Genomic DNA, 24,623 nt, shown 5'->3' on the forward strand with positions numbered 1-24,623 from the left:
CATGACTTCGGGTTATCCGCTGACACGCCAACCCATCGACCTGGGGCGGCACCTTCAGTTGAAGAACCGGGTGTACTTTGCGCCGATGGGCATCGATCTCGGGCGTGACGGCTGCCTTACCGAGGAGATGTTTGGGTTCTACCGAGGCATCATCGACGGCGGTTGCGCCATGGTCGTGCTGGCCAACTCGGCGGTGGATGCCTCCACGCGCCTGCATTCAGGCGGCCTGTGCCTGTATGACGAGCAGCATGCCGAGTGTCTGGCGCCGTTGATTGATTATGGCCGGCAGCACGCTTGTCCGGTGGTCGTGCAATTGCAGCATTACGGTGCGCAGGGCAATCGAGCCCTTGGCGGTGGGGTGTTGCTGGCGCCCAGCCGGAGCGCGCCCGGCAAGCGCCAGCCTGGTGTCCGGGTGATGACCCACGCCGATATCCGAGCGGTCTGCAGCCAGTTCGCCCATGCCGCGCGGCTGGCTCGGCAGGCGGGCTCGCGTGCGGTCCAGTTGCAGGCGTCCAATGGATATCTGTTGAGCAGTTTTCTCTCACCTCACACCAACCGCCGAACCGACCGTTATGGCGGTTCGCCCCTGCGGCGAGCGCGTCTGCTGTTGGAGGTGATCGAGGCCATTGCCGAGGCGACGCAGGGTGAAGTCGATATCTCCGTCCGCCTTGGCATCGATGATTGTCTTGGTGAGAAAGGCCAGCAGCCCGCGCTGCTCGAGCACGTGGTGCCAGCCTTGCAACAGGCTGGCGTGAGCGCGCTGATGTGTTCGGCAGCCGTTCGTGAAACCTTCCACTACATGTTGCGTGCCGACCCCAGGGTGCATGCCCTGCTCGTGCAGGGTGTGCGGCACATACGCGAGTTGACCTCGCTGCCGGTCGGTTTCGCCGGTTTCACCGGTTCGCTCGCCCAGGCCGAGGCGTTGCTCGATCTGGGCGTAACCGACCTGGTGGGCATGAGCCGGGCGCTGTTTGCCGACAACGACCTGGTCAACAAGTCCCTGGCCGGCAAGCCGGGCAGCGTCAATGCCTGCCGCTTCGACGGCAATTGTTTCCGTGACAAGAGCAACCCGAGGCTGGACCGGGTGTATTGCTGCGTGAACGACAAGTACAAGCGGCCCGATTCGATTCGATATGACTAAGGAGAGTCCAATGCAATTCGAGGAAAAGACCGTTGCTGTCACCGGCGGCACGAATGGGATCGGTCTGGAGGTGGCTCAACGCCTGGTCGCGCAGGGCGCACGGGTGGTGGTGCTGGGCCGCAGCCTGGAAAAGGGGCGTGCGGCCATGGCACTGCTGGGTGAACGGGCATCGTTCATTGCCTGCGATGTGGCCGAGGCGGGCGCCGTGCGAGACGCCTTCTGTGAAATCGAAACGCGCTTCGGTGGCCTTGATCATGCGGTGAACGCGGCGGGGGTGACTGCCCCCTACGCGCCAGTAGCCGACTTGCAGCCGCAGGACTGGGATCGGGTCATGCGTATCAATCTGCATGGTCCGCTTTACTGCCTGCAGCAAGAGCTGCGTCTGATCGGCCAACGGGCAGGTGGTGCGATCGTCAATGTCTCGTCCTGCGCCGGCGTGATGGCCATGCCCAACCAGGCTGCCTACGTTGCCAGCAAGGCCGCACTCAATGCCCTGACCCAGGTGGTGGCGATGGAAAGCGCCACCGATCGCGATGGCCGTCACGCCGTTCGAGTCAATGCCGTCGCGCCAGGCCCGATCCTCGGCGGCATGAATTCGCCGGAGCGACTGGCGGCCAGCCCCGCGAACACGCAGCGCAAGATCAATGCGACGGCCATGAAGCGCTTCGGTGAGGCCGGCGAGGTCGCCGATGCGGTGTTGTTCCTGCTGAGCGCAACCGCCTCCTACATCACCGGTAGCGTATTGAGCGTCGATGGTGGCTATCACATCGGCAAGTTCGAGTGAGGACCTCATGAACCACGTTTTCATCAGTGGCGTCAGTTCGGGCATCGGCCATGCGCTGGCCGCCTTGCACCTGGCGCGGGGCGACGAGGTATGGGGTGTCTCGCGGCGTGCGCCCGAAGATCTGCTGCGTCACGCGGGCTTCCATTTTCGCGGCCTGGACCTGTGCGCGCCTTCGGGCTCGGAGGCTGCGCTCCAGGTGTTTCTCGGCGAGACCTGCTTCGACACCGCCTACCTCAATGCCGGGACTTTCGGTTCTGCCCCGGACCTGGCCTGCAACACCTCGGCCGAGGCCTTTCGCGAGGTCATGGAGCTGAACGTGGTGGCGGTCAAATGGGTGCTCGATCTGCTGCTCAAGCGTGACGCGCTGCCACGTCAGGTCGTGTTCTCGGCTTCCGTCTCGGGCATTCGTCAGCGCGCTGGGATGCTGTCCTACAGCGTGTCCAAGGCGGCGTTGAATGCGCTGGCCAAGGTCTATCACCTGGAGAACCCGGAGGTATTCTTCGCCGTGCTCGGTCTTTGCAACGTCGACACCACGGTGGCCCATACCATCCTGCAGGCCGATGAACGCTTTCCCGAACTGGTCGCCTTGCGCGAGCGCGCCGCACAGCCTGGCTACGTTGCCAGCCCGCAGGAGCGCGCACGCGATATCGTCACGCTGTTGGCACGGCGACAGGCCATTGCCCTGCAGTCAGGGCAATTCTACGAAGTCAGGCAACTTCTCGAACGTTTGAACATGGAGGTTTGAGCCGCATGAATCAGTCCCGCTACGCCACTATCGTCCGCGTCGGTGCGGTATACGACGTGATCGCCACCCTGCCATTCGCCATTCCATTCGTCGCTGGCTGGGCCTTGCAAGTGTTTGCCGGCCTGGATGCCTGGCTGGGCCTGGGCACGCCATTCGCCAGGCTCGATGCGACGTCGCTGTTCTTCATCAACCTGGGTGCTTTGGCTTACGTGGTCTGGGGCATTGCCCGTTGGCGCCAGCCCACGGTGAGCAACGGTCGGCTGGATGCGGCGCTGCGCCTGGCGGTCATCGGCTTGCAGCTGTATGCCCTGAGCCAGGGAGCCACGCCAATCCTGTGGGGGCTGGCGGCAGTGTTGTTATTGCTGGCGGTGCTGCAGCTGCGCACGCCTGCGTCAGTCGGGCAGGTAGATGAGGGGCGTGCGCTGTTCACGCGTTGAGTCGGTGGCCGTGAAGCCCCCTGCTCCAGTTGGAGCAGGAGGTGCAGGTTCATGCCTTGTTCAGGTACATCCGCGTGGTCAGCAGGTACACCGGCAACCCCGACACCACGATCAGCAACGCCGCATAAGGCGCCGCCGCCGCGAACTCGACGTTGGCGGTATGAGCCCACACCTCGGTGGCCAGGGTTGTCATCCCGGTCGGGCTGAGCAGCAGGGTGGCGGTCAGCTCCTTCATCGCATCCAGGAACACCAGGGCAAAGGCCGCTGCCATCGCCGGGAAGATGATCGGCAAGGTCACCCGGCAGAACGCCGCGAAGCTGCTGGCGCCTAAGGTCCGTGCCGCTTCTTCCAGCGTTGGCGAGGCTTTGTTCAATGCGGTGCGTACCGGTGATTGGGCCAGCGGCAGGAACAATAGTGCATACGCCAGTAGCAACAGCGCTGTGGTCTGGTATAGCGCCGGCACATAGTGCAGGGCGAAGAACACCAGCGTCAGTGCGATGACCAGCCCGGGCAGGGCATGCAGCAAGTAAGGCAGACGCTCGGCCCAGATCGCCAGGCGGCCTTTGAAGCGCACCACCAGGAAGCTGATCGGCAGGGCCAGCAACACGCAGAAGCCGGCGCCACCCAGCGACACCGACAGCGAAGTCAGCAACGCCTTGCTGATCGCCGCTACAGGGAAGGCCGCCGATGAACCCACGCTCAACCAATAGCCAAGCATGGCCAAGGGTATGCCGCTGCCCAGGATCGCCAGGCCCAGGCAGAACAGCTGCGCCACGGGCATCCAGGCACGTAGGCGAACCGGCTGCGCCCGACGGGCAACGCCCTGGCCAATCCTTACATGGCGTGCCTTGCCGCGTACCCGCAGCTCCAACCAGAGCATGATCAGGCACAGCACCAGCAGCACGGCCGATAGCATGGCCGCGTTGGCATTGCTGAATTCGAGCTCGAACTGTTGGTAGATCGCGGTGGTGAAGGTCTGCAGCCCAAGGATCGACAACGCGCCGAATTCCACCAGCATGTGCAGCGCAATCAGCAGCGCGCCGCCCAGCATCGAGGGCCAAAGCAGCGGCAAGGTGACTTTGATGAACACGCCCCAACGGCTGCAGCCCAAGGTGCGCGCAGACTCTTCCAGCGAGGTGTCGAGGTTGCGCAGGGTTGCTGCCACCGGCAGGAATACCAGCGGATACTTGGACAAGGCCATGACCATGATCGCCCCGCCCAGGCCCTCAAAGTCCGAACTCAGCGACACCCAGGTGAAGCTGCTGACGAACGAAGGCACAGCGAAGGGCAAGCACAACACCACGCCCCACAGGCGCCGACCAGGCAAGTTGCTGCGTTCGAGCAGCCAGGCCAGGGCCAGACCGACGATCATACACGTCAGGGTCACGCCCACCATGAGCATAATGGTGTTGCGCATCAGCCCCCAGACGAAGGGACGCCACAACAGGTGCAGCGCCTCGCGCCAGCCGGCGTCCCAGGTCTTGATGGCGACGTACAGCAACGGCAACACGCTCATTGCCACCAGGAACAGGACAGGCAGCACCACCCAGATCGACGGGCGTTTGCGGCGCGGCACGAAACGTACCGGCACAGGTTCGGACAGGGCGGCGGTCATCAGAGCAAGCCGACCTCGCGCTCGAGCTCGATGGCTTCCTCGGCATTGCCCAGGTCAGCTGGCGAGATCTTCGGCGGACGCAGGTCTTCGAACGGCTTCAGGCCGCGATCGGAGACCATGCCTTTATGCAGTGGGTACTCAGCGGTGGTCTGGGTGATCACGCGCTGGCCTTCTTCACTGGCCATCCAGTTGAGCAGGGCCTGGGCTTCTTTAGGGTGTTTGCTGGCTTTGACCACGGCGGCGCCAGAGATGGTCACCAGGTTGCCGGCATCGCCATCGGCCAGGTAGTACAGCTTCGACTCCAGTTTGCCGCGTTCGCGCTCGAGTGCGTACCAGTAGTAGTTGTTCACCAGCACGGCGGCGACTTCACCTTTTTCCACCGCCTTCAGGGCGACCATGTTGTTGGTGTAGGTCTTGCCGAAGGCCTTCAGGCCGGTCAGCCACTCTTCGGTGGCGTCGCGACCATGCATCTTGAGGATGGCCACGGCTTGTTCCTGGAAGGCGCCGCTGGTGGGTACGTAACCGACCCGACCTTCCCACTCAGGGTTGGCGAAGTCCATGACCGTGGTCGGCAGGTCTTTCTCGTCGACCTTCTTGGGGTTGTACACCACGATCCGCGTGCGGGCAGTGATACCCATCCAGGTGCCGTTGGCGCCCACGTATTCCTTGGGCATCATGCTCTGCGTGGCATCGTCGATCTTCGCCAGCAGGCCCAATTCACCCAGGTTGTTCAGGGGAGGGGACTCTTCGGTGTAGATGATGTCGGCTGGCGAACGGTCGCCTTCTTCGATGATCTGGCTGGCCAGCTGATTGCTGCTGCCCTTGCGGATGTTGATATGGATACCGGTCTTGGCCTCGTAGGCCTTGGCGATGGCCTCGCCGATTTCCTTGTGTTGACCGTTGTACAGGGTCAGTGTCACCGGGTCGTCTGCCATGGCGGCCGGAGCGCCAATCACCAGGCTCAGGACTGCGGCGGCCAGGGTGCGCATCAGCGGTTGCGGACGGATCGTCATGCGGGTACTTCCTCGCTTGCGGCTACATATTTGGAAACAATGGTAAACGAAATCGTTTCTCAAGTGGCCGTGTGACGAGAAATTCATGGGCAGACCATGGTTCAACGTCTGGGGTGCGCGGGACAGCTTGCGGGGGAGGGGGATAAAAATCGCAGGCAAGAAAAAAACCCACTAGCAAGCTAGTGGGTTTTTGTATGGTGCCCAGGAGAAGACTCGAACTTCCACGACCGTTAAGTCACTGATACCTGAAACCAGCGCGTCTACCAATTCCGCCACCTGGGCAAAGCTTTGCATCATCTGTAGAAGGCGACTATCGTTCGCTTTCACACAGTAGTAACAGATCCTTGGTCATCTATTACTTGAAATTTTTGGTGCCCAGGAGAAGACTCGAACTTCCACGGCCGTTAAGCCACTGATACCTGAAACCAGCGCGTCTACCAATTCCGCCACCTGGGCACACATTCGAGATTACATGATGCTTTACAGCGCCGTTCATCTCTACTACAACTTCGGGGTTGTCCGTCGTTGTGGTGCGCACTATACGGACGCTCCGGAGGGCTGTAAAGCCCCTGATCGAAAAAAAATTCAAAAAATTCAACTTGTTGATTCCGCAGGCCTATTGCTTCGCTCCGGACATGCCGCTGGGGCTGTCCAAGGCTGACATTTCCGGTTTCAATACGCCTATGCCAGAATTCCTATCTATATACCCCAAGGTGAACCCCTTCTGATGGCCGATTGGCAATCCCTCGATCCCGAGGCCGCTCGCGAAGCGGAAAAATACGAAAACCCTATTCCCAGCCGTGAGCTGATCCTGCAGCGTCTTGCCGACCGTGGTGAACCGGCGGCACGCGAAGAACTGGCGGCCGAGTTCGGCCTCTACGATGAAGACCAGATCGAAGCCCTGCGCCGCCGCTTGCGTGCCATGGAGCGAGACGGTCAGCTTATCTATACCCGGCGCGGCACCTATGCCCCGGTGGATAAGCTGGACCTGATCTGCGGCCGTGTCTCTGGCCACCGCGACGGTTTCGGTTTCCTTATTCCCGACGATGGCAGCGACGACCTGTTCCTCAGCCCATCGCAGATGCGCCTGGTGTTCGATGGCGACCGTGGCCTGGCCCGGGTTTCCGGTGTCGACCGCCGTGGCCGCCGCGAAGGCGTGCTGGTGGAAGTCATTTCCCGCGCCCATGAAACCGTGGTCGGTCGCTACTTCGAAGAAGGCGGCATCGGTTACGTGACGCCCGACAACCCGAAGATCCAACAGGAAGTGCTGGTTACCGCCGGTCGCAACGGCGGTGCCAAGATCGGCCAGTTCGTCGAGATCAAGATCACCCACTGGCCGACCCCGCGCTTCCAGCCGCAGGGCGATGTGATCGAAGTGATCGGCAACTATATGGCGCCGGGCATGGAAATCGATGTCGCCCTGCGCAGCTATGACATTCCGCATGTCTGGCCCCAGGAAGTGATCAAGGAAGCGCGCAAGTTCCGCTCCGAAGTCGAAGAAAAGGACAAGGAAAAACGCGTCGACCTGCGCCACTTGCCGTTCGTCACCATCGACGGCGAAGACGCTCGCGACTTCGACGACGCCGTCTACTGCGAACCGCTGGGCAAGCTGCGCCTGTTCTCCGGTGGCTGGCGCTTGTACGTCGCGATCGCCGACGTCTCCAGCTATGTTCGCCTGGGCTCGGCCCTGGACGTCGAGGCCCAGCAGCGCGGCAACTCGGTGTACTTCCCCGAGCGTGTGGTGCCGATGCTCCCCGAGGAGCTGTCCAACGGCCTGTGCTCGCTGAACCCGCACGTCGATCGCCTGGCCATGGTCTGCGAAATGACCATCAACAAGACCGGTCAGATGGTCGATTACCAGTTCTACGAAGGCGTGATCCACTCCCATGCGCGTCTGACCTACAACAAGGTCAGCAGCATGCTCGAGCATGCCCGCACCCGCGAAGGCAAGGCGCTTCGCGAGGAGTACAAGGAGGTCCTGCCGGATCTGAAGAACCTGTACAACCTCTACAAAGTGCTGGTGGCGGCCCGTCACACTCGTGGGGCCATCGACTTCGAGACCCAGGAAACCCGCATCATCTTCGGCGACCAGCGCAAGATCGCGGAAATCCGCCCCACCGTGCGCAACGACGCGCACAAGCTGATCGAAGAGTGCATGCTGGCGGCCAACGTGGCCACCGCCGAGTTCCTGCAGAAGCACGGGGTTCCGGCCCTGTACCGCGTGCACGACGGTCCGCCGCCGGAGCGTCTGGAAAAACTGCGAGCCTTCCTGGGTGAGCTGGGGCTGACCCTGCACAAGGGCAAGGACCCGTCGCCCAAGGACTACCAGGCCTTGCTGGCCAGCATCGCCGATCGTCCGGATTTCCACCTGATCCAGACCGTGATGCTGCGCTCGTTGAGCCAGGCGGTGTACAGCACCGACAACAACGGCCACTTCGGTTTGAACTACGAGGCGTATACCCACTTCACCTCGCCGATCCGTCGCTACCCGGACCTGCTGGTGCACCGCGCCATCCGCAGCATCATCCGCTCCAAGGTCGAGACCCCGCACGTCAAGCGGGCTGGCGCGATGAGTATTCCGAAGGCGCGTATCTACCCGTACGACGAGAACACCCTCGAGCAATTAGGCGAACAGTGTTCGATGACCGAGCGCCGTGCCGACGAGGCCACCCGCGACGTGGTCAACTGGCTCAAGTGCGAGTACATGAAGGATCGCGTGGGTGAAACCTTCCCCGGCGTGATCACTGCCGTGACCGGTTTCGGCCTGTTCGTCGAACTGACCGATATCTACGTGGAAGGCCTGGTGCATGTCAGTGCGCTGCCGGGCGACTACTACCACTTCGACCCCGTGCACCATCGTCTGTCGGGCGAGCGCAGTGGGCGCACCTTCCGCCTGGGCGACACCATCGAGGTCAAGGTCATGCGCGTCGACCTGGACGAGCGCAAGATCGACTTCGAGGTGTCCGAGCAGCAGCTCAGCGCACCAGTGGGCCGTAAAGGTCGTAACGCCGCTCCAGTCGCCGACAAGTCCGAGGCCCCGAAGGTCGAAGCCAAGGCGACGCCCAAGCCGCGCAGCCGCAAGAGCGAGGCCGCCGAGGCGTACTTCCCGAAAGACGCGGTCCAGCGTAACGCCGAAGTGCGCAAGAGCCGTGAAATGAAAAAGGCGCTGATGAGCGAAGCCCGCAGCAGCGGCCATGCCAGCAGCAAGTCGGACAAAGGCGGCAAGTCGTCCGGCAAGCCGACCAAGCACCGTAAAGGTCCGTCCAAATCTGGCGGGCCACGCAAAGGCAAGAGCAAGCCATGAGTCAGCTGGAAAAAATCTACGGCGTGCACGCCGTGCAGGCGCTGCTGCAGCACCATCCGAAGCGGGTCAAGCAGATCTGGCTGTCTGAGGGGCGCAGCGAGCCACGTGTCCAGGGCTTGCTGGCGCTGGCCGCCGAGAACCGCGTACCGGTCGGCCAGGCCGAGCGCCGTGAGCTGGACGCCTGGGTCGAAGGTGTTCACCAGGGTGTGGTTGCCGAGGTCAGCCCGAGCCAGGTCTGGGGTGAGGCGATGCTCGACGAGTTGCTCGAACGCACCGAAACCCCACCGCTGATCCTGGTGCTCGACGGCGTCACCGACCCGCATAATCTCGGTGCCTGCCTGCGCACCGCGGATGCCGCCGGTGCCACAGCCGTGGTCATTCCCAAGGACAAGTCGGCCACGTTGACCGGCGTGGTGCGCAAGGTGGCGTGTGGTGCGGCAGAGGTGATTCCGCTGGTGGCTGTGACCAACCTGGCGCGTACGCTGGAGAAGTTGCAGCAGCGCGGGCTGTGGGTGGTCGGTACCGCAGGCGAAGCCGAGCAGGAGATCTACCAGCAAGACCTGACTGGGCCGCTGGTGATGATCATGGGCGCGGAAGGCAAGGGCATGCGCCGCCTGACCCGCGAGCACTGCGATTTCCTGGTGAAGTTGCCGATGGCCGGCAGTGTCAGCAGCCTGAACGTGTCGGTAGCGACCGGCGTCTGCCTGTTCGAAGCCGTTCGTCAGCGCCAGGCCAAGCGCTGACCCTCAGCCTGTACCGCCCTTTTCGCGTTTTTACCCGCGAAAAGGGCGGTAGCTCGTGAATATGTTTCTGGCTGTTCAAATATTCACCAATCACCTTGCTTGTGCGTCCAGCCTTCTCTACAATTGCGCCCCTTGCCGAGCTGGCAGGTGCGCATGTGCCTCTACTCCCTGGCAAGACACACCAGTGTCATTCACTCCTTGTCTGACCAGATTCGCTGGCAGACTACTAACCCGTAAGGAGCATTCATGCGTCATTACGAAATCATCTTCCTGGTTCACCCGGACCAGAGCGAGCAAGTCGGCGGCATGGTTGAGCGTTACACCAAGCTGATCGAAGAAGATGGTGGCAAGATCCACCGCCTGGAAGACTGGGGCCGTCGTCAACTGGCCTACGCAATCAACAATGTTCACAAGGCTCACTACGTGATGCTGAACGTTGAGTGCACCGGCAAGGCCCTGGCCGAGCTGGAAGACAACTTCCGCTACAACGATGCCGTTATCCGTAACCTGGTCATCCGTCGCGACGAAGCCGTTACCGGTCAGTCCGAGATGCTGAAGGCAGAAGAGAACCGCAGCGAGCGCCGTGAGCGTCGTGAACGTCCTGAGCATGCTGACTCCGCCGAAGGCGATGACAGCAATGACAGCGACAACAGCGATAACGCTGACGAGTAATCCACGGACCTTTTGAGGAGCCTATTACATGGCACGTTTCTTCCGTCGTCGTAAATTCTGCCGCTTCACTGCTGAAGACGTGAAAGAGATCGACTTCAAAGATCTCAACACCCTGAAAGCTTACGTATCCGAAACCGGCAAGATCGTTCCGAGCCGTATCACTGGTACCAAAGCTCGTTATCAGCGTCAGCTGGCTACCGCTATCAAGCGCGCCCGCTTCCTGGCCCTGCTGCCCTACACCGACAGCCACGGCCGCTGAGACCGGGTCGTCGACAAGAAGTAAGGGATAAGCATGCGAGCGTTAGCTGATTTCATCATGCGCGGTCGTGTGCAGGCCACCCTGGTGGTGGTCGCAAGTGCGGTATTACCGCTGCTGTTCTGGTTGAGTGCCGCTGCCGGAAGCCTGGTGCTTCTGCGGCGCGGATTCAAGGACGCTTCAACGGTCATCGCCTGGGGCCTTTTGCCTGCGGTGGCCATTTGGGTCTTCGGCGATCCAAGCACCTTGCTGGTGCTGTTGGGAACGCTGGGGCTGGCCGCCTTGTTGCGTGCCGGGCATTCCTGGAGTCGGGTGTTGATGTCCAGTGTTGTGTTGGGGTTGGTCTACAGCCTCATCCTGGACACGGTACTGCGCGAAACCTTCGAGGTGTTGGCCAAGGCGCTTGTGAAAGCCCTGCCGCAAATCGAAGGCAAGCCGGTTATTCCCGGTGAGCTGATCGGCCCCGTGCTGGTCGCTTCCACAGCGGTGATGTTGCAATTGTTCAGCGTGCTGGCGTTGATGCTGGCGCGTTATTGGCAAGCGGTGTTGTACAACCCTGGAGGCTTCGGTCGCGAGTTTCGCGCCCTGAGGCTGCCTCGGGGTGCCATGTTGGCGTTGGTTGCAGTGATGGTGTTGGGCCCGTTCATCGGCCCGCAGTTCATCGTCCTGGCATCCGCGTCCAGCCTGGTGCTCGTTCTGGCCGGCATCGCCTTGATGCATGGACTGGTGGCGCAGGGGCGACTGGCTGGTTTCTGGCTGGTTGGCATGTACGTGACACTGCCGCTGATCATGCAGCTGATTTATCCGTTGCTCGTGGTTTTGGCCATTGTCGACAGCCTGATTGATTTTCGCGGTCGCAAGTCCCCTCAGGGGAATGACTCCGCGAACGGTGAAGGTTAAAAGTTAAGAGGTTTTACCAAATGGAACTGATCCTGCTGGAAAAAGTCGCCAACCTGGGCAACCTGGGCGACAAAGTAAAGGTTAAGGCTGGTTACGGCCGTAACTTCCTGCTGCCATTCGGCAAGGCCACCGTTGCCAACGCCGCCAACCTGGCTGCGTTCGAAGAGCGCCGCGCCGAGCTGGAAAAAGCAGCTGCCGAGAAGAAATCGTCGGCTGAAACCCGCGCAGCCCAACTGGCTGAGCTGGAAGTCACCATCACCGCCACCGCTGGCGATGAAGGCAAGCTGTTCGGTTCGATCGGCACCCACGACATCGCTGACGCCCTGACCGCCTCCGGCGTTGAAGTGGCCAAGGCTGAAGTTCGTCTGCCGAACGGCACCATCCGTCAGGTTGGCGAATACGACGTAGCCGTGCACCTGCACAGCGACGTTGAAGCCACCGTACGCGTGGTCGTCGTAGCTGCCTAAGCTGCGCTGATCGGCTGGCCCCTCGCGGTTCAGCCGGTTAACATCGGGCACGGTCCTGTCTTTCACAGGCCGTGCCCTTTGTCTTTTTCATCCTCCAGAATTCTTTCGTGGCCATGAACGAGATCACCAATCCCGAACAGCTAGACTTGCAGACCGCAGCCCTGAAGGTGCCCCCGCATTCCATCGAGGCCGAACAGGCCGTGCTCGGTGGCTTGATGCTGGACAACAACGCTTGGGAGCGGGTGCTGGATCAGGTCTCGGACGGTGACTTCTACCGGCATGACCACCGCCTGATCTTCCGCGCCGTGCACAAGTTGGCGGACGCCAACCAGCCGTTCGACGTGGTGACCCTGCACGAGCAGTTGGACAAGGAAGGCTTGTCGAGCCAGGTGGGCGGGCTTGCCTATCTGGCGGAGTTGGCCAAGAACACCCCGTCGGTGGCCAACATCAAGGCCTACGCGGCGATCATTCGTGAACGTGCCACGCTTCGGCAACTGATCAGCATCAGTACGGACATCGCCGACAACGCCTTCAACCCCCAAGGCCGCAATGCCGAGGAAATCCTCGACGATGCCGAGCGGCAGATCTTCCAGATCGCCGAGGCGCGCCCCAAGACTGGCGGCCCGGTGGGGGTCAACGAGCTGTTGACCATGGCCATCGACCGGATCGACACGTTGTTCAACTCCGACAGCGACATCACCGGCGTATCCACGGGCTTCACCGACCTGGACGAGAAGACCAGCGGCCTGCAGCCCGCCGACCTGATCATCGTCGCCGGTCGTCCGTCGATGGGTAAGACCACGTTTGCCATGAACCTGGTCGAGAACGCCGTACTGCGCACCGACAAGGCGGTACTGGTGTTCTCCCTCGAGATGCCAGGCGAATCGCTGGTCATGCGTATGCTTTCGTCCCTGGGCCGTATCGACCAGACCAAGGTGCGTTCCGGCCAGCTGGACGACGACGATTGGCCGCGGCTGACCTCGGCGGTCAACCTGCTCAATGACCGCAAGCTGTTCATCGACGATACCGCCGGTATCAGCCCATCGGAAATGCGTGCACGAACCCGACGCCTGGCCCGTGAGCACGGCGACATCGCGCTGATCATGGTCGACTACCTGCAGCTGATGCAGATTCCGGGCTCGGCCGGTGATAACCGGACCAACGAAATCTCCGAGATCTCCCGCTCGCTCAAGGCCCTGGCCAAGGAATTCAACTGCCCGGTCATTGCCTTGTCGCAGCTCAACCGCTCCCTGGAGCAACGCCCGAACAAACGCCCGGTGAACTCCGACTTGCGTGAATCCGGTGCGATCGAGCAGGACGCCGACGTGATCATGTTCGTGTACCGCGACGAGGTGTACCACCCCGAGACCGAGCACAAGGGCGTGGCCGAAATCATCATCGGTAAGCAGCGTAACGGCCCCATCGGCTTCGTGCGCCTGGCGTTCATCGGCAAGTACACCCGCTTCGAGAACTTGGCGCCGGGGATGTACAACTTTGATGATGATGAGTGAGTAGGGTCAGGAGGGGCTTGCCTCGTTAGAGCGACTCAATGTTCAGACAGTCCTGATCTGCTTGGATTTCTCAGTCTGACTGTCGTCAGCTGCGTCTTGGAGCTTTCTACCTTTACCCGCTCGGGTTTTTGTTGATGTCATTCCATGGTACGGCAGGACCCTTTGTTTCTCTGCAATGTACTCGTTGCCTTGACGGCTTTCCACGACCGCAACTGTGGTCCCGTAGCCAGAAACTTGAAAACCTGTATAGGTGCTTAGGTCTTCGATAAATGAGCTACCGGTAAGGCGGTTGGGGACAGCTGTGTCACAGGCAAGTACATGAATTTGCCTGTTGCGCAGTTCGACGCCGCGGCTTGTTAGTGCCTTGAAAGTGCGTTTGGCATCGTAGACATTGAAGCCATCAGCACTTATCACGCCTGGCGCGCCATGGGCACTGATATACAGGGTGGGTAATTTTCCATCCGCTCGTTTTGGCCCGGTAAAAGAAACAATTCCGTCGAACTCTGCCACGATAGGTCCGCGATAGGTCTTGTTTACGAATAGCTTATTGATGAACTCGAAATTGTGTCCCGACGGGTCACTGCGGTTGATTGGGTCGCAAAGAGCAAATGTGTAGGTATTCAACCCTCCTTTTGCGAATGGGCTTTCGCTGTCTGGACTGTTGAAGCGCATGATATGAGGGTTGTAAGCGCGTTAGCCATTTCCCAGCAGGTAATGGCCGGTGACCAGATCCTGAAGCTCGCCTTGAAAGGCCGGTATTTGTCCGGGGTCGACACTTGCGCCGTATGCACTGAAGGTCACCTGGGTGCGGCCGTCTTGGCCAAGTGTGCAAGAGGGTGAGTTGGACATTTCACTGCCGATAAGGCGGCTGTGATTTATCTGGCGCGCGGCAAGGGTGCCTGACGCTGCATTGAAGAGACGGGTGTATCCATGGTCATCTAGCAGTACGGTTGGGCGATTAAGTGCATAGAAGGTTTTCATCTTTCTCTGGCATGCTGCGGCTTTCCCAGATATTAGCTGCGCCAGGCAGGCTGATGGTACTGGCAAAATTGGTAGGTTCATCCGGGGGGGGGGTAGATCTACCGACCATTGCAGTCGGACTGGGTCAATATTTGTGCTGTTTTCCGCGCCCACTATTTCCGTGTACACCAGAACCGGTCACTGACAAGCAAGCAGCCAAACCACTCTATGATTATCCAAAGTACTGGGCCGAATGCTTCGGGCAAGCCCCCTGTCACAGCTGAACCGCTCCTTGGAACAGCGCCCGAACAAACGCCCGGTGAACTCCGACTTGCGTGAATCCGGTGCAATCGAGCAGGACGCCGACGTGATCATGTTCGTGTACCGGGACGAGGTGTACCACCCCGAGACCGAACACAAGGGCGTGGCCGAAATCATCATCGGTAAGCAGCGTAACGGCCCCATCGGCTTCGTGCGCCTGGCGTTCATCGGCAAGTACACCCGCTTCGAGAACCTCGCGCCGGGCATGTACAACTTCGATGATGACGAATAATGGCTGTACTCACTGGGCTGCGGATAATTCATTGATTCAGTAGGGCACTGTGGGATCGCCTGCGAGCTCAGGTTTTCAAGCGGCGGAGCATCCCACTTGTGCTTGGCTGACGATCCGACCTTCGCTCATGGTGATCACCCGGTCAAATCTTGGCAGGGCGTTCTGATCATGCGTTACGCAGATCAGCCCTTTCCCTTGGAATGTTTCGAATAGCAGATCCCAGGTACGCTCCGCCGACCCGGCATCAAGGCCACTTGTGGGTTCGTCGAAGAAATTGAACTCGCCAGGCTGATTAAGTAGGCGTAGCAGTGTCAGCCTGCGAGCTTCGCCGCCAGAAATGGAGTCTGCGCGTGCATCCAGCTCGCGTTCGTACCAGTCTTTGTTCAGGCCTAGCCGTTCAAGCCACCGTTCGATTTGAGCTCGATCATGAGTGTGCTCGAACAGAACTGCTCGGGGCAGCGCTCCTGGAATGAAATGGGGGGCTTGAGGGCAAAGGCGTAAACGGCTGAACTGCTCGCTTGCGTCGAACTGTGCCAGACATCTGCCCTGGAGATAGACATGTTCACGCAACTGGAACACCGTTCCCGCCATGGCGTGCAGTAGCGTCGACTTGCCACATCCGCTGGGCCCAATCAGCGCGACCCGTTCACCATTGCGCAGCGCCAACGGCTCATCCAGTTGCAATTGCAATGTGTTGCGAGTGCTGAGTTGACAGGGGGCGATGCGCAGCCCTGCGCCTTCGTCGTTGGATTGAATGTCTGTCGTGGATGATGGACCGAACAGCGGGAGTTGAAGCCAGTGTTCAAGTTTGCGTTTGTCGAGCCGAAACTGATCGAGCATTCGCCAGGCATCGGCCATTTGCGCGACCCCCGACAGCAGTCCACTCACCAAGGTAAATAGAGCAACCAGTTCACCCAGGCTCAATTGCGGTGATGTCAGGGATTGATCATTTATACCCCACATCAGCAAGCCGCCACTGCCCAGACCGATGAACAGAATACGCAGGGCCTGAAGCCAGCCGCCGCTGTAGGCTACCCGAACGGCTGAATCGGCGTAGTCAGATAGTGTCTGGTTGACCGGAATCATTGCTGCAGCCTCGGCTTTTTCCAGCTTGACCGTAGACGCACTGGCAAAGGTATCCACCCACTGTTCGGCCAGTTCGTCCTCTCGCGAGTTCACCGCCTCGATATGCGGTCGGCGCCAACGCACCAAGCGATCATTGGCCCATAAGTACACCAAGCTCAAAGGAATGAGACCAATCAGGACCGAGCTAGCCCCCAGATAGGCGAACAGTGTGGCCAGCAGCATCGCCTCCGCCAACACTGGCCATGCTGATCCGATCAGAAAGCCGAGCCATCGCTCTTGGGCCGTTATTCCCCTATCCAGTACTTTTACCAAGGTTCCGCCATGGAGTTGTCCATAGGCTTCGAAGCGTTTGTCCAGCAATCCTCGGCACCAACGGATGGAGAGTTGCTTCACACGGTCTTGGCAGAGGCGTGCCAGGCTCCAGGCTTGTATAGGGGTCAATGAGGCTTGCAATGCGATAAGGCATATGAAGGCTCCGAGCAAAAACTGGGAAGACGAGACGGAGATCGACAGGTTATCGATAACGTTGGCCAAAATCAGGGCTGGTACGACGGTCGCGACTTTCAATATCAATGTCGTGCTCAAGGCAGCGACAACGCCTCGATAAATATGCATGTCAGTCCCTTGTGTCTTTGAATACGGATTGCGGGGCGACTGGAATGCCGGACCTGATCAAATGGAATCGCTCCAGTCCAGGTATGAAAACCTGCACGACTGTGGCGAAATTCGGGTGCGCATAAAGGGTGCGGTAAAATATGGCTCTATTGTGCTTGCCCAGATTTATCAATGTGCGCTTTATCTGCCTGCGTACGCTGAGTTCGGGGCTCTGGGGGGGCCAGGTAGGTACGGTATGAGTGGGGTAGGGGTTCAGAAGGGCGGCAAGTCGCTCGGATTGTAGCAGCATCGTTGCTGTAGAAAGGTCTTCTTGTTTTTCCACATGACCATGAAGTTGTTCGCATTGAATATTTTCAGTCACGGCGCGATACATTGCGATGGATGGGCTTATGGAGCAGCCGGAGCCGACATGGCAGAGTGTGCCGATTCTTTTTTCGGGTGAAATGGCAATGCAAAATGGCACGTCATAAAAGTCATGGGACAGGAAAATATTCAAATTCTTGGCGTGGCGAAAAAGCGCATTGTCATGAGTGAAAACTTCTTCCAGGAAAGTGTACGAGGGGCGGTAAAGTTCTGGTGGAGAAGACAATCCACAGAGCGATAGATAATACAGGGAGAGCGCATGGCGCTCGATGGCCTCATTGATGGCATGCAACAGTGCTTCATTCTCTGTGCAACCCAGCGCCATGCCAGCGTTCGTTGCATATTTGGCAAGGAAGCCAGCGGCAGTCCTTTCGATTTCGTCTACATTTTTGGGTGAGGGAGCCATCATTGTCGCCGGTACGTTAATTTCGGCGTGGCTGTCCAGGGCTTCGAGCTTGAAATAAGGTATTTGGCAGTTGGAAGGTATAGACTTTAGCAGCCAATCGTCGAACGGCTCCGTGGACTTTAAGATATGGTCGCTGCTGATCAGGGTGGGAGCGATGGCATCCATAAAGTAGTGTTCAAGGCTCTCGGCAAGTGCGCCTAGCTCACAGTATTCTCCCTTGCCGGCACCACTGGAAACCTCTTTAAAGGATCTGTCGTATAAATGGCAGGTGGCGACCAGTCCCTTTTTTTTCGAGTGATGTATCCTCGCATGCAAGCCTAGCTGACGATGCAACCCTGTCAGGCGGTTGTAGGCTTCCTCAATATTCAGTTCTCGCTCGGTTATCATTTCTGGCTCCTAGGCGTGACCTCGGACTCAGTGAACGTATAGTTCATTGCGCGAGAGATCTGCAGGGTGTGAATTTCAGAACGACGACGTCCCATGGTATGTGCTCCTTTTAGTTGTTTGAGTTGCGCGTGTCAGCGCATGGGTGTTGTAACACTTGCTTTTTTGTTTGTTCAATATTGGTTTTGGCATTGCAAGGGAAAGTTTGCGTAGGTTTTTTTACTTGAGTGTGAAGTCTTGCTCCTACAGTTCTCGGTGGAGTTGGTAAATATTTGTTGATAATTAGTGGGTTGATGTTTTTTTAGGGGGGAAGGGGGGAATCATTTTGTAAAAGATTGAATGGATTGCTAACGGTTGGCTGGGAAAACAGGGAAGGGGACGGAGGTCTGATGGTCGGGATTTCCATTGGCAACCTGTCCAGGCGTCGGGCAGGTCATCAATTCCCAGGAAGGTGGTCGGATTTGGTCAAAATTTGTGCTATATTCCGCGCCCGCGATTTCCCTGCACACCAGAACCGGTCACTGACATGCAAGCAGCCAAACCACTCTACGACTATCCAAAGTACTGGGCCGAATGCTTCGGGCCAGCGCCTTTCCTGCCCATGAGCAGGGAGGAGATGGATCTGCTCGGCTGGGATTCCTGCGACATCATCATCGTGACCGGCGACGCCTACGTCGACCACCCGTCGTTCGGCATGGCCATCATTGGCCGCCTGCTGGAAGCCCAGGGCTTTCGCGTGGGGATCATCGCCCAGCCGAACTGGCAGTCCAAAGACGACTTCATGAAGCTCGGCGAGCCGAACCTGTTCTTCGGTGTGGCCGCGGGCAACATGGACTCGATGATCAACCGCTACACCGCGGACAAGAAGATCCGTTCCGACGACGCCTATACCCCAGGTGGCCTGGCCGGCAAGCGTCCGGATCGCGCCAGCCTGGTGTACAGCCAGCGCTGCAAGGAAGCCTACAAGCATGTGCCGATCGTGCTTGGTGGCATCGAGGCTTCGCTGCGCCGTATCGCCCACTACGACTACTGGCAGGACAAGGTCCGCCACTCGATCCTGATCGACGCCAGCGCCGATATCCTGCTGTTCGGCAACGCCGAGCGGGCGGTGGTCGAGGTGGCTCAGCGCTTGTCCAACGGCGAGAAGATCGAAACCATCACCGATGTGCGCGGCACAGCCTTCGTGCGCCGTGACACGCCAGAGGGCTGGTACGAGATCGACTCCACCCGTATCGACCGTCCGGGCCGTGTCGACAAGATCATCAACCCGTACGTGAACACCCAGGACACCCAGGCCTGCGCCATCGAGCAGGCCAAGGGCGAGGTCGAAGACCCGAACGAAGCCAAGGTTGTGCAGATTCTCGATAGCCCGCGCATGACCCGGGAGAAGTCGGTCATTCGCCTGCCGTCGTTCGAAAAGGTTCGTAACGACCCGGTGCTGTATGCCCACGCCAACCGAGTGCTGCACCTGGAGACCAACCCTGGCAACGCCCGCGCCCTGGTGCAGAAGCATGGCGAAGTGGACGTGTGGTTCAACCCACCACCCATCCCCATGACCACCGAGGAAATGGACTACGTGTTCGGCATGCCCTACGCCCGTGTACCGCACCCGGCCTATGGCAAGGAGCGCATCCCGGCCTACGAGATGATCCGATTCTCGGTGAACATCATGCGTGGCTGCTTTGGTGGCTGCACCTTCTGCTCGATCACCGAGCACGAAGGCCGGATCATCCAGAACCGCTCGCACGAGTCGATTCTTCACGAAATCGAAGAGATGCGCGACAAGGTGCCGGGCTTCACCGGCGTGGTCTCCGACCTGGGCGGGCCAACCGCCAACATGTACCGCATCGCGTGCAAGAGCCCCGACATCGAGAAGCACTGCCGCAAGCCGTCGTGCGTGTTCCCAGGTATCTGCGAGAACCTCAACACCGACCACAGCTCGCTGATCGAGCTGTACCGCAAGGCGCGTGCCTTGCCGGGTGTGAAGAAGATCCTGATCGCCTCGGGCCTGCGCTACGACCTGGCTGTCGAATCGCCGGAGTACGTCAAGGAACTGGTCACCCACCACGTTGGCGGATACCTGAAGATTGCCCCGGAACACACCGAGCGTGGCCCGCTGGACAAGATGATGAAGCCAGGTATCGGTACCTACGACCGCTTCAAGCGCATGTTCGAGAAGTTCTCGAAAGAGGCGGGCAAGGAGCAGTACCTGATTCCTTACTTCATCGCGGCGCACCCTGGCACGACCGACGAAGACATGATGAACCTGGCCCTGTGGCTCAAGAGCAACGGCTTCCGTGCCGACCAGGTGCAAGCGTTCTACCCTTCGCCGATGGCATCGGCCACGGCCATGTACCACTCGGGCAAGAACCCGCTGCGCAAGGTGACCTACAAGAGCGAAGGGGTGGAGATCGTCAAGAGCGAGGAGCAGCGTCGTCTGCACAAGGCGTTCCTGCGCTACCACGATCCGAAGGGCTGGCCGATGCTGCGTGAGGCGCTGCAGCGCATGGGTCGTGCTGACCTGATCGGCCCGGGCAAGCATCAGTTGATTCCGTTGCACCAGCCGCAGACCGACGCTTACCAGAGTGCCCGTCGCAAGAACTCGACGCCGGCCGGTAGCCATAAAGTGGGCAAGGACCAGAAGATCCTCACCCAGCACACCGGCCTGCCGCCGCGTGCCAGCGATGGCAGCAAGCCTTGGGACAAGCGCGAAAAGGCCAAGGCTGAAGCGTTCGCCCGCAATCAACAGGCGGCCAAGGAGCGCAGGGAATCGGCGAAGGGTGGCAAGGGCAAGAAGCCGCGTCAGCCAGTAATCCCGCGCTGATCGAGCGCTAGAACCCTGTGGGAGCGGGTTACCCACGCGTGGGTGGATTCACCGACGTATGTGCGGATGAACCCACTCCCACAGGTTAGCTGTCAGGCTATCGATCGAGATCAATCAGGTTTCTTGTCTACCCACTTTGGCGCCACTGGCGCGACAAAGTTGTCCATCCCATCCAGTAGCTCATCCGGCTGCTCACCCAGCAGTAACATCGCCCGATGCTGCGGCCGCACGAATCCTTCCTCGACGATATGGTTGAGGAACCCGCCCAGCTTTTCATAGAAACCCTTCACATCGAGCAACCCCAGCGGCTTGGCGTGATAGCCCAGTTGCCCCCAGGTCCAGACCTCGAACAGTTCTTCAAGCGTACCCAAGCCACCGGGCAGCGCGATAAAGGCATCGCTCAGCTCAGCCATGCGCGCCTTGCGTGCGTGCATGCCGTCGACCACCTCCAGGCGGGTCAGGTTCTTGTGGCCGATTTCAGCGTTCATCAGGCTCTCGGGGATGATCCCGATCACTTCGCCACCTGCGGCCAGGGCCGCGTCGGCCACGGTGCCCATCAGGCCGACCGCGCCGCCGCCATACACCAGGGTCAGGCCGCGTCGGGCAATGGCCTGGCCAAGGGCCACGGCTGCTTCGCGGTAGGCAGGGTTGGCACCGATGCTGGCGCCGCAGAACACACAAACGGAACGTACAGGCATTGCTCATCTCCAGTCGCATTGCGGTGACAGGGTACGGCTCATGCCTGCTGGTTCCAAGGGCGGTTTCACTCTGGGCGGGAGAATTCGCACATCGCGCCACTGGCACCGTGGGCGTAAGCGGCGAGCAGGCTGTTCATCAGGCTTCCAAGGGACATTTCGGGTGACTCCTAATTGAGAGGTTGTCCCATCGTCCACTATGAGGGCATGATGTGCTCTTAGATTGGTTGTATACAATCAATCGAACAATTCTACTGACTGGCCTCTTGACACCCCTTTGATTCACATCAGGTGGGGGCTGAACGGTTTCAGGCAGTCTCGCAATTGATAAAACCCTGCCAAGGAGATTCATGATGTTTGCGAAAGCTGTAGCGGTATCCCTGCTGACCCTCGCCAGCGCCTCTGTCTTCGCAGCCGAGTGTTCGGTAACTGTCGACTCGACCGACCAGATGTCCTACACCACCAAGGAAATCACCGTCGACAAGAGCTGCAAGGAATTTACGGTCAAACTGACCCACTCCGGCAAGCTGCCGAAGAACGTCATGGGCCACAACCTGGTGATCAGCAAGACTGCCGACATGCAGGGCATTGCCACCGAGGGTATGAGCAAGGGCCTTGATAACGATTACATCAACGCCGCCAATGCTGGGATCATTGCCCACACCAAGATGATCGGCGCACCGGAAAAAGAAACCGAGGTGAAGTTCGACACCTCCAAGCTCGAAGCGGGTGGCGACTACAGCTTCTTCTGCACCTTCCCTGGCCACATCTCGATGATGAAGGGCAAGGTGGTCGTCAAGTAATGATGGCTTGAACCAGGGGAGGTCTTTGCCCTCCCTACGCGACGCAAGGCCGCTCCCACAGGATTTAGCGCTTTCTCAAGCACTGCGCAGTCCTCGTGGGCGCGGCCTTGTGTCGCGACAGGGCCGCAAAGCGGCACCAGACGGCTCAAGGGGCGAACGGCAGTTCGCGCTTGTGCTGGGTCTTGCGGTAGGTGTTCACGATGATGTTGAACGCTTCCTGATCCACTGGCAGCCCATGCAGGAACGCGTCGATCTGCTGGTAGGTCACGCCATGGGACGCTTCGTCCGGCTTGCCCGGCGCGAGGTCTTCGAGGTCCGCGGTCGGCACTTTCTCCACCAATGATTCCGGCGCACCGAAACTACGGGCGATCGCTCGTACCTGGTTTTTCACCAGACCGCTCAGCGGAGCCAGGTCACACGCACCATCACCGAACTTGGTAAAGAAGCCCATTACCGCCTCTGCGGCGTGATCGGTACCGATCACCAGGCCAGCGCGGGCGCCCGCGATGGTGTATTGGGCCACCATGCGCATGCGGGCCTTGGTATTGCCCACCACGAAATCCACCATCGACGGCGAGCCGCCTTCCAGTGCTTTCACTTCAGATGCCAGGGCGCGTACTGCCGGGGCGATATCCACCGTGTGCACTTCGTCGGCCTTGATCACGTCCAGGCAGGCCTGGGCGTCATGCTCATCGTGCTGCACCTGGTAAGGCAGGCGCACGGCGATGAAGGTATAGGCCTTATCGCCAGTCTCGGCGCGCAACTCGTTGATCGCCCGCTGGGCGAGCAGGGCGGCGGTCAGCGAGTCGACACCGCCGCTGATGCCCAGTACCAAGGTCTTGAGCCGGGCATTGGCCAGGCAATCCTTGATGAAGGCCACGCGCCGGGCGACTTCGGCCTCGATTGCGGCTGCGTCGGCGAACGGCGGCTGTACCTTGAGCGCCTGGGCAATCTCTTGCTGAACGGCTTGCATGGGTTACTCCTTGCTGGGGATTTTGAATACGTGGCGCATGTAGGCGACGAAGTTTTCATCGCGGCACTGGGTCTTGGCAGCCTCGTCGGAGATCTTGGCCACCGGCGAGCCGTTGCAGTCGGTCATTTTAAGCACGATGTTCATTGGCGCCACCCCAGGAATGTCGCAGGTCAGGTTGGTGCCGATGCCAAAACTGACATTGATGCGACCGCGCAGGGCGCGGAAGATTTCCAGCGAGCGGGTCAGGTTCAGGCCATCGGAAAACACCAGGGTCTTGGTCATGGGGTCTATACCGAGTTTCTGGTAATGGGCGATGGCCTTTTCCGCCCAAGCCACCGGGTCCCCCGAGTCATGGCGCAGGCCATCGAACAGCTTGGCGAAGTACAAGTCGAAATCGCTCAGGAATGCGTCCATGGTGATGCAGTCGGTCAGGGCGATACCGAGCAGGCCACGGTATTCGCGGACCCAGCAATCGAGGGCGGCGATCTGGCTGTCGATCAGCCGTGGCCCCAGTTGCTGGTGCGCCATGATCCATTCATGGGCCATGGTGCCGAGGGGTTTGACATCCAGTTTCCATGCCAGGTCGACGTTGCTGGTGCCGACGAACCGCGCCGGGAAGTCATCGCGCAACACCCGCACCACCTCTTCCTGGACGCGGCTTGAAAAGCGCCGACGTGTGCCGAAGTCAGCGACCTGCAATTCGGCCAGCTCGTCTTCACTGGCATGGGCGCGCAGCCAGTCGAACTTGCGATGCAACTGGTCGCGAGCCTCGGCCAGGCGCATGCGCGGGTGCAAGTGGCGGTTGCGCACTTCGCTGATGATGGCCAGCAGGGGCACTTCGAAGAGGATCACATGCAGCCATGGGCCGCGCAGCCGAAGGCACAGCTGGTTGTTCTCGATGCCCAGATGGACGTAGCTCAGGTTGAAGCGGAACAGCCCGAGAAAGCGCAGGAAGTCGGGTTTGAGAAAACTGATGCGTTCGAGAAAGGCCAACTGGCCTTCGTCCAAGGTCAGGTCGCCGAGCCGTTCGATCTGGTTGCGAATCTCGCCAAGGTAGGGGCGAAGGTCTTCGCCGTTACGACAGCGGAATTCCCATTCCACATCGGCATCCGGGTAGTTGTGCAGCACGCCCTGCATCATGGTGAGCTTGTAGAAGTCGGTGTCGAGCAGGTTATGCACGATGCGCTCGGCGAATGCGCTCTCGCTCATCAAAGGGGCTCCAAAAGCGGCGAATGGCGAACATTGTGCCAGCCTTTTCAGTGCTGATGTGTCGATGCAGGTGCTGTGGCGGGGAAGTCGAGTCGTGCAGACAGGTAACGATTGAAGGCGTTTCGGGCAAATCAGGTGTTTTTTCGTGCACGAGCTAGCCTTGA

At 59.8% G+C, this 24,623-nt stretch carries 20 protein-coding genes, 2 tRNA genes and 2 pseudogenes; 14 read left to right on the plus strand and 10 right to left on the minus strand.

Features of this window, described 5'->3' with window-relative positions:
• Position 1: 1 nt before the first annotated feature.
• Genes P3R38_RS02665 through P3R38_RS02680 form a run of 4 tightly spaced genes read left to right on the plus strand, consistent with a single transcriptional unit; the run spans position 2 to position 3,107 of the window.
• Positions 2 to 1,141, plus strand: a complete 1,140-nt coding sequence (locus P3R38_RS02665) for an NADH:flavin oxidoreductase (protein ID WP_023378479.1) — start codon at positions 2 to 4, stop codon at positions 1,139 to 1,141.
• 10 nt (positions 1,142 to 1,151) lie between these two features.
• On the plus strand, positions 1,152 to 1,925 hold the full coding sequence (locus P3R38_RS02670) for an SDR family NAD(P)-dependent oxidoreductase (RefSeq protein WP_023378480.1): 774 nt from the start codon (positions 1,152 to 1,154) through the stop codon (positions 1,923 to 1,925).
• 7 nt (positions 1,926 to 1,932) lie between these two features.
• Positions 1,933 to 2,670 carry an SDR family NAD(P)-dependent oxidoreductase gene (locus P3R38_RS02675; protein ID WP_023378481.1) on the plus strand — a complete coding sequence of 246 codons (738 nt, stop codon included), beginning with the start codon at positions 1,933 to 1,935 and terminating at the stop codon, positions 2,668 to 2,670.
• 5 nt (positions 2,671 to 2,675) lie between these two features.
• Complete coding sequence (locus P3R38_RS02680) at positions 2,676 to 3,107, plus strand: hypothetical protein (RefSeq protein WP_023378482.1); 432 nt, start codon at positions 2,676 to 2,678, stop codon at positions 3,105 to 3,107.
• Between the two features lie 49 nt (positions 3,108 to 3,156).
• On the opposite strand, the gene P3R38_RS02685 is transcribed toward P3R38_RS02680, so the two are convergent.
• The 4 genes from P3R38_RS02685 to P3R38_RS02700 form a co-directional block, all read right to left on the minus strand.
• A complete protein-coding gene (locus P3R38_RS02685; protein WP_277686802.1) occupies positions 3,157 to 4,722 on the minus strand; it encodes an iron ABC transporter permease in 1,566 nt (521 codons plus the stop codon).
• Entirely contained in the window at positions 4,722 to 5,735 is a 1,014-nt protein-coding gene (locus P3R38_RS02690; RefSeq protein ID WP_023378484.1) for an extracellular solute-binding protein, read from the minus strand. Before P3R38_RS02690 ends, P3R38_RS02685 begins: the two co-directional genes overlap by 1 nt.
• Before the next feature lie 195 nt (positions 5,736 to 5,930).
• Positions 5,931 to 6,017 (minus strand) — tRNA-Leu (locus P3R38_RS02695).
• A gap of 87 nt (positions 6,018 to 6,104) precedes the next feature.
• A tRNA-Leu gene (locus tag P3R38_RS02700) sits at positions 6,105 to 6,191 on the minus strand.
• A gap of 271 nt (positions 6,192 to 6,462) precedes the next feature.
• Between P3R38_RS02700 and rnr the strand changes: the two genes are divergently transcribed.
• The 7 genes from rnr to dnaB all read left to right on the plus strand — a co-directional run bounded on the left by rnr (position 6,463) and on the right by dnaB (position 13,588).
• Positions 6,463 to 9,039: a ribonuclease R gene (gene rnr, locus P3R38_RS02705; RefSeq protein ID WP_023378485.1), complete on the plus strand. Its 2,577-nt coding sequence runs from the start codon at positions 6,463 to 6,465 to the stop codon at positions 9,037 to 9,039.
• Positions 9,036 to 9,782 carry a 23S rRNA (guanosine(2251)-2'-O)-methyltransferase RlmB gene (gene rlmB / locus P3R38_RS02710; protein ID WP_023378486.1) on the plus strand — a complete coding sequence of 249 codons (747 nt, stop codon included), beginning with the start codon at positions 9,036 to 9,038 and terminating at the stop codon, positions 9,780 to 9,782. The genes rnr and rlmB overlap by 4 nt, the downstream gene beginning before the upstream one ends.
• A gap of 246 nt (positions 9,783 to 10,028) precedes the next feature.
• Positions 10,029 to 10,454: a 30S ribosomal protein S6 gene (gene rpsF, locus P3R38_RS02715; RefSeq protein ID WP_023378487.1), complete on the plus strand. Its 426-nt coding sequence runs from the start codon at positions 10,029 to 10,031 to the stop codon at positions 10,452 to 10,454.
• Positions 10,455 to 10,482: 28 nt separating this feature from the next.
• A complete protein-coding gene (gene rpsR, locus P3R38_RS02720; protein WP_003249563.1) occupies positions 10,483 to 10,713 on the plus strand; it encodes a 30S ribosomal protein S18 in 231 nt (76 codons plus the stop codon).
• Between the two features lie 33 nt (positions 10,714 to 10,746).
• On the plus strand, positions 10,747 to 11,610 hold the full coding sequence (locus tag P3R38_RS02725) for a hypothetical protein (RefSeq protein WP_023378488.1): 864 nt from the start codon (positions 10,747 to 10,749) through the stop codon (positions 11,608 to 11,610).
• A 20-nt stretch (positions 11,611 to 11,630) separates the two neighbouring features.
• The gene (gene rplI / locus P3R38_RS02730; RefSeq protein ID WP_023378489.1) at positions 11,631 to 12,077 is read left to right on the plus strand and encodes a 50S ribosomal protein L9; all 447 of its coding nucleotides are present in this window, start codon (positions 11,631 to 11,633) and stop codon (positions 12,075 to 12,077) included.
• Positions 12,078 to 12,190: 113 nt separating this feature from the next.
• Positions 12,191 to 13,588, plus strand: coding sequence for a replicative DNA helicase (dnaB, locus tag P3R38_RS02735; protein WP_104882396.1), 1,398 nt, complete (start codon positions 12,191 to 12,193; stop codon positions 13,586 to 13,588).
• A 534-nt stretch (positions 13,589 to 14,122) separates the two neighbouring features.
• Here dnaB and P3R38_RS02740 read toward each other — a convergent pair.
• A pseudogene (locus tag P3R38_RS02740) lies at positions 14,123 to 14,350 on the minus strand (RHS repeat-associated core domain-containing protein); the annotation flags it as partial.
• A 469-nt stretch (positions 14,351 to 14,819) separates the two neighbouring features.
• Here P3R38_RS02740 and P3R38_RS02745 point away from each other — a divergent pair.
• Positions 14,820 to 15,101: pseudogene (locus P3R38_RS02745) on the plus strand (DnaB-like helicase C-terminal domain-containing protein); the annotation flags it as partial.
• Between the two features lie 75 nt (positions 15,102 to 15,176).
• Here the strand turns inward: P3R38_RS02745 and P3R38_RS02750 are convergent.
• Together P3R38_RS02750 and P3R38_RS02755 are read right to left on the minus strand one after the other, a co-directional pair.
• Positions 15,177 to 16,802: an ATP-binding cassette domain-containing protein gene (locus P3R38_RS02750; protein WP_202675842.1), complete on the minus strand. Its 1,626-nt coding sequence runs from the start codon at positions 16,800 to 16,802 to the stop codon at positions 15,177 to 15,179.
• Position 16,803: 1 nt separating this feature from the next.
• A complete protein-coding gene (locus P3R38_RS02755) occupies positions 16,804 to 17,958 on the minus strand; it encodes a YcaO-like family protein (protein ID WP_277686803.1) in 1,155 nt (384 codons plus the stop codon).
• 523 nt (positions 17,959 to 18,481) lie between these two features.
• Here P3R38_RS02755 and P3R38_RS02760 point away from each other — a divergent pair.
• Positions 18,482 to 20,779, plus strand: coding sequence for a YgiQ family radical SAM protein (locus P3R38_RS02760; protein ID WP_023378493.1), 2,298 nt, complete (start codon positions 18,482 to 18,484; stop codon positions 20,777 to 20,779).
• A 110-nt stretch (positions 20,780 to 20,889) separates the two neighbouring features.
• On the opposite strand, the gene P3R38_RS02765 is transcribed toward P3R38_RS02760, so the two are convergent.
• On the minus strand, positions 20,890 to 21,477 hold the full coding sequence (locus P3R38_RS02765) for a TIGR00730 family Rossman fold protein (RefSeq protein WP_277686804.1): 588 nt from the start codon (positions 21,475 to 21,477) through the stop codon (positions 20,890 to 20,892).
• Between the two features lie 350 nt (positions 21,478 to 21,827).
• Between P3R38_RS02765 and azu the strand changes: the two genes are divergently transcribed.
• Positions 21,828 to 22,277, plus strand: coding sequence for an azurin (gene azu, locus P3R38_RS02770; RefSeq protein ID WP_023378495.1), 450 nt, complete (start codon positions 21,828 to 21,830; stop codon positions 22,275 to 22,277).
• 145 nt (positions 22,278 to 22,422) lie between these two features.
• On the opposite strand, the gene nadE is transcribed toward azu, so the two are convergent.
• Positions 22,423 to 23,250, minus strand: a complete 828-nt coding sequence (gene nadE / locus P3R38_RS02775; RefSeq protein ID WP_104882229.1) for an ammonia-dependent NAD(+) synthetase — start codon at positions 23,248 to 23,250, stop codon at positions 22,423 to 22,425.
• 3 nt (positions 23,251 to 23,253) lie between these two features.
• On the minus strand, positions 23,254 to 24,459 hold the full coding sequence (pncB, locus tag P3R38_RS02780; protein WP_023378499.1) for a nicotinate phosphoribosyltransferase: 1,206 nt from the start codon (positions 24,457 to 24,459) through the stop codon (positions 23,254 to 23,256).
• Between the last annotated feature and the right edge of the window lie 164 nt (positions 24,460 to 24,623).

The organism is Pseudomonas sp. NyZ480 (genome assembly GCF_029537255.1).
GTDB lineage: Bacteria > Pseudomonadota > Gammaproteobacteria > Pseudomonadales > Pseudomonadaceae > Aquipseudomonas > Aquipseudomonas taiwanensis.

Coding starts and splice junctions, on each gene's coding strand:
- P3R38_RS02665 (WP_023378479.1), top strand. CDS start 2: ATGACTTCGGGTTATCCGCTGACACGCCAACCCATCGACCTGGGGCGG.
- P3R38_RS02670 (WP_023378480.1), top strand. CDS start 1,152: ATGCAATTCGAGGAAAAGACCGTTGCTGTCACCGGCGGCACGAATGGG.
- P3R38_RS02675 (WP_023378481.1), top strand. CDS start 1,933: ATGAACCACGTTTTCATCAGTGGCGTCAGTTCGGGCATCGGCCATGCG.
- P3R38_RS02680 (WP_023378482.1), top strand. CDS start 2,676: ATGAATCAGTCCCGCTACGCCACTATCGTCCGCGTCGGTGCGGTATAC.
- P3R38_RS02685 (WP_277686802.1), bottom strand. CDS start 4,722: ATGACCGCCGCCCTGTCCGAACCTGTGCCGGTACGTTTCGTGCCGCGC.
- P3R38_RS02690 (WP_023378484.1), bottom strand. CDS start 5,735: ATGACGATCCGTCCGCAACCGCTGATGCGCACCCTGGCCGCCGCAGTC.
- rnr (WP_023378485.1), top strand. CDS start 6,463: ATGGCCGATTGGCAATCCCTCGATCCCGAGGCCGCTCGCGAAGCGGAA.
- rlmB (WP_023378486.1), top strand. CDS start 9,036: ATGAGTCAGCTGGAAAAAATCTACGGCGTGCACGCCGTGCAGGCGCTG.
- rpsF (WP_023378487.1), top strand. CDS start 10,029: ATGCGTCATTACGAAATCATCTTCCTGGTTCACCCGGACCAGAGCGAG.
- rpsR (WP_003249563.1), top strand. CDS start 10,483: ATGGCACGTTTCTTCCGTCGTCGTAAATTCTGCCGCTTCACTGCTGAA.
- P3R38_RS02725 (WP_023378488.1), top strand. CDS start 10,747: ATGCGAGCGTTAGCTGATTTCATCATGCGCGGTCGTGTGCAGGCCACC.
- rplI (WP_023378489.1), top strand. CDS start 11,631: ATGGAACTGATCCTGCTGGAAAAAGTCGCCAACCTGGGCAACCTGGGC.
- dnaB (WP_104882396.1), top strand. CDS start 12,191: ATGAACGAGATCACCAATCCCGAACAGCTAGACTTGCAGACCGCAGCC.
- P3R38_RS02750 (WP_202675842.1), bottom strand. CDS start 16,802: ATGCATATTTATCGAGGCGTTGTCGCTGCCTTGAGCACGACATTGATA.
- P3R38_RS02755 (WP_277686803.1), bottom strand. CDS start 17,958: ATGATAACCGAGCGAGAACTGAATATTGAGGAAGCCTACAACCGCCTG.
- P3R38_RS02760 (WP_023378493.1), top strand. CDS start 18,482: ATGCAAGCAGCCAAACCACTCTACGACTATCCAAAGTACTGGGCCGAA.
- P3R38_RS02765 (WP_277686804.1), bottom strand. CDS start 21,477: ATGCCTGTACGTTCCGTTTGTGTGTTCTGCGGCGCCAGCATCGGTGCC.
- azu (WP_023378495.1), top strand. CDS start 21,828: ATGTTTGCGAAAGCTGTAGCGGTATCCCTGCTGACCCTCGCCAGCGCC.
- nadE (WP_104882229.1), bottom strand. CDS start 23,250: ATGCAAGCCGTTCAGCAAGAGATTGCCCAGGCGCTCAAGGTACAGCCG.
- pncB (WP_023378499.1), bottom strand. CDS start 24,459: ATGAGCGAGAGCGCATTCGCCGAGCGCATCGTGCATAACCTGCTCGAC.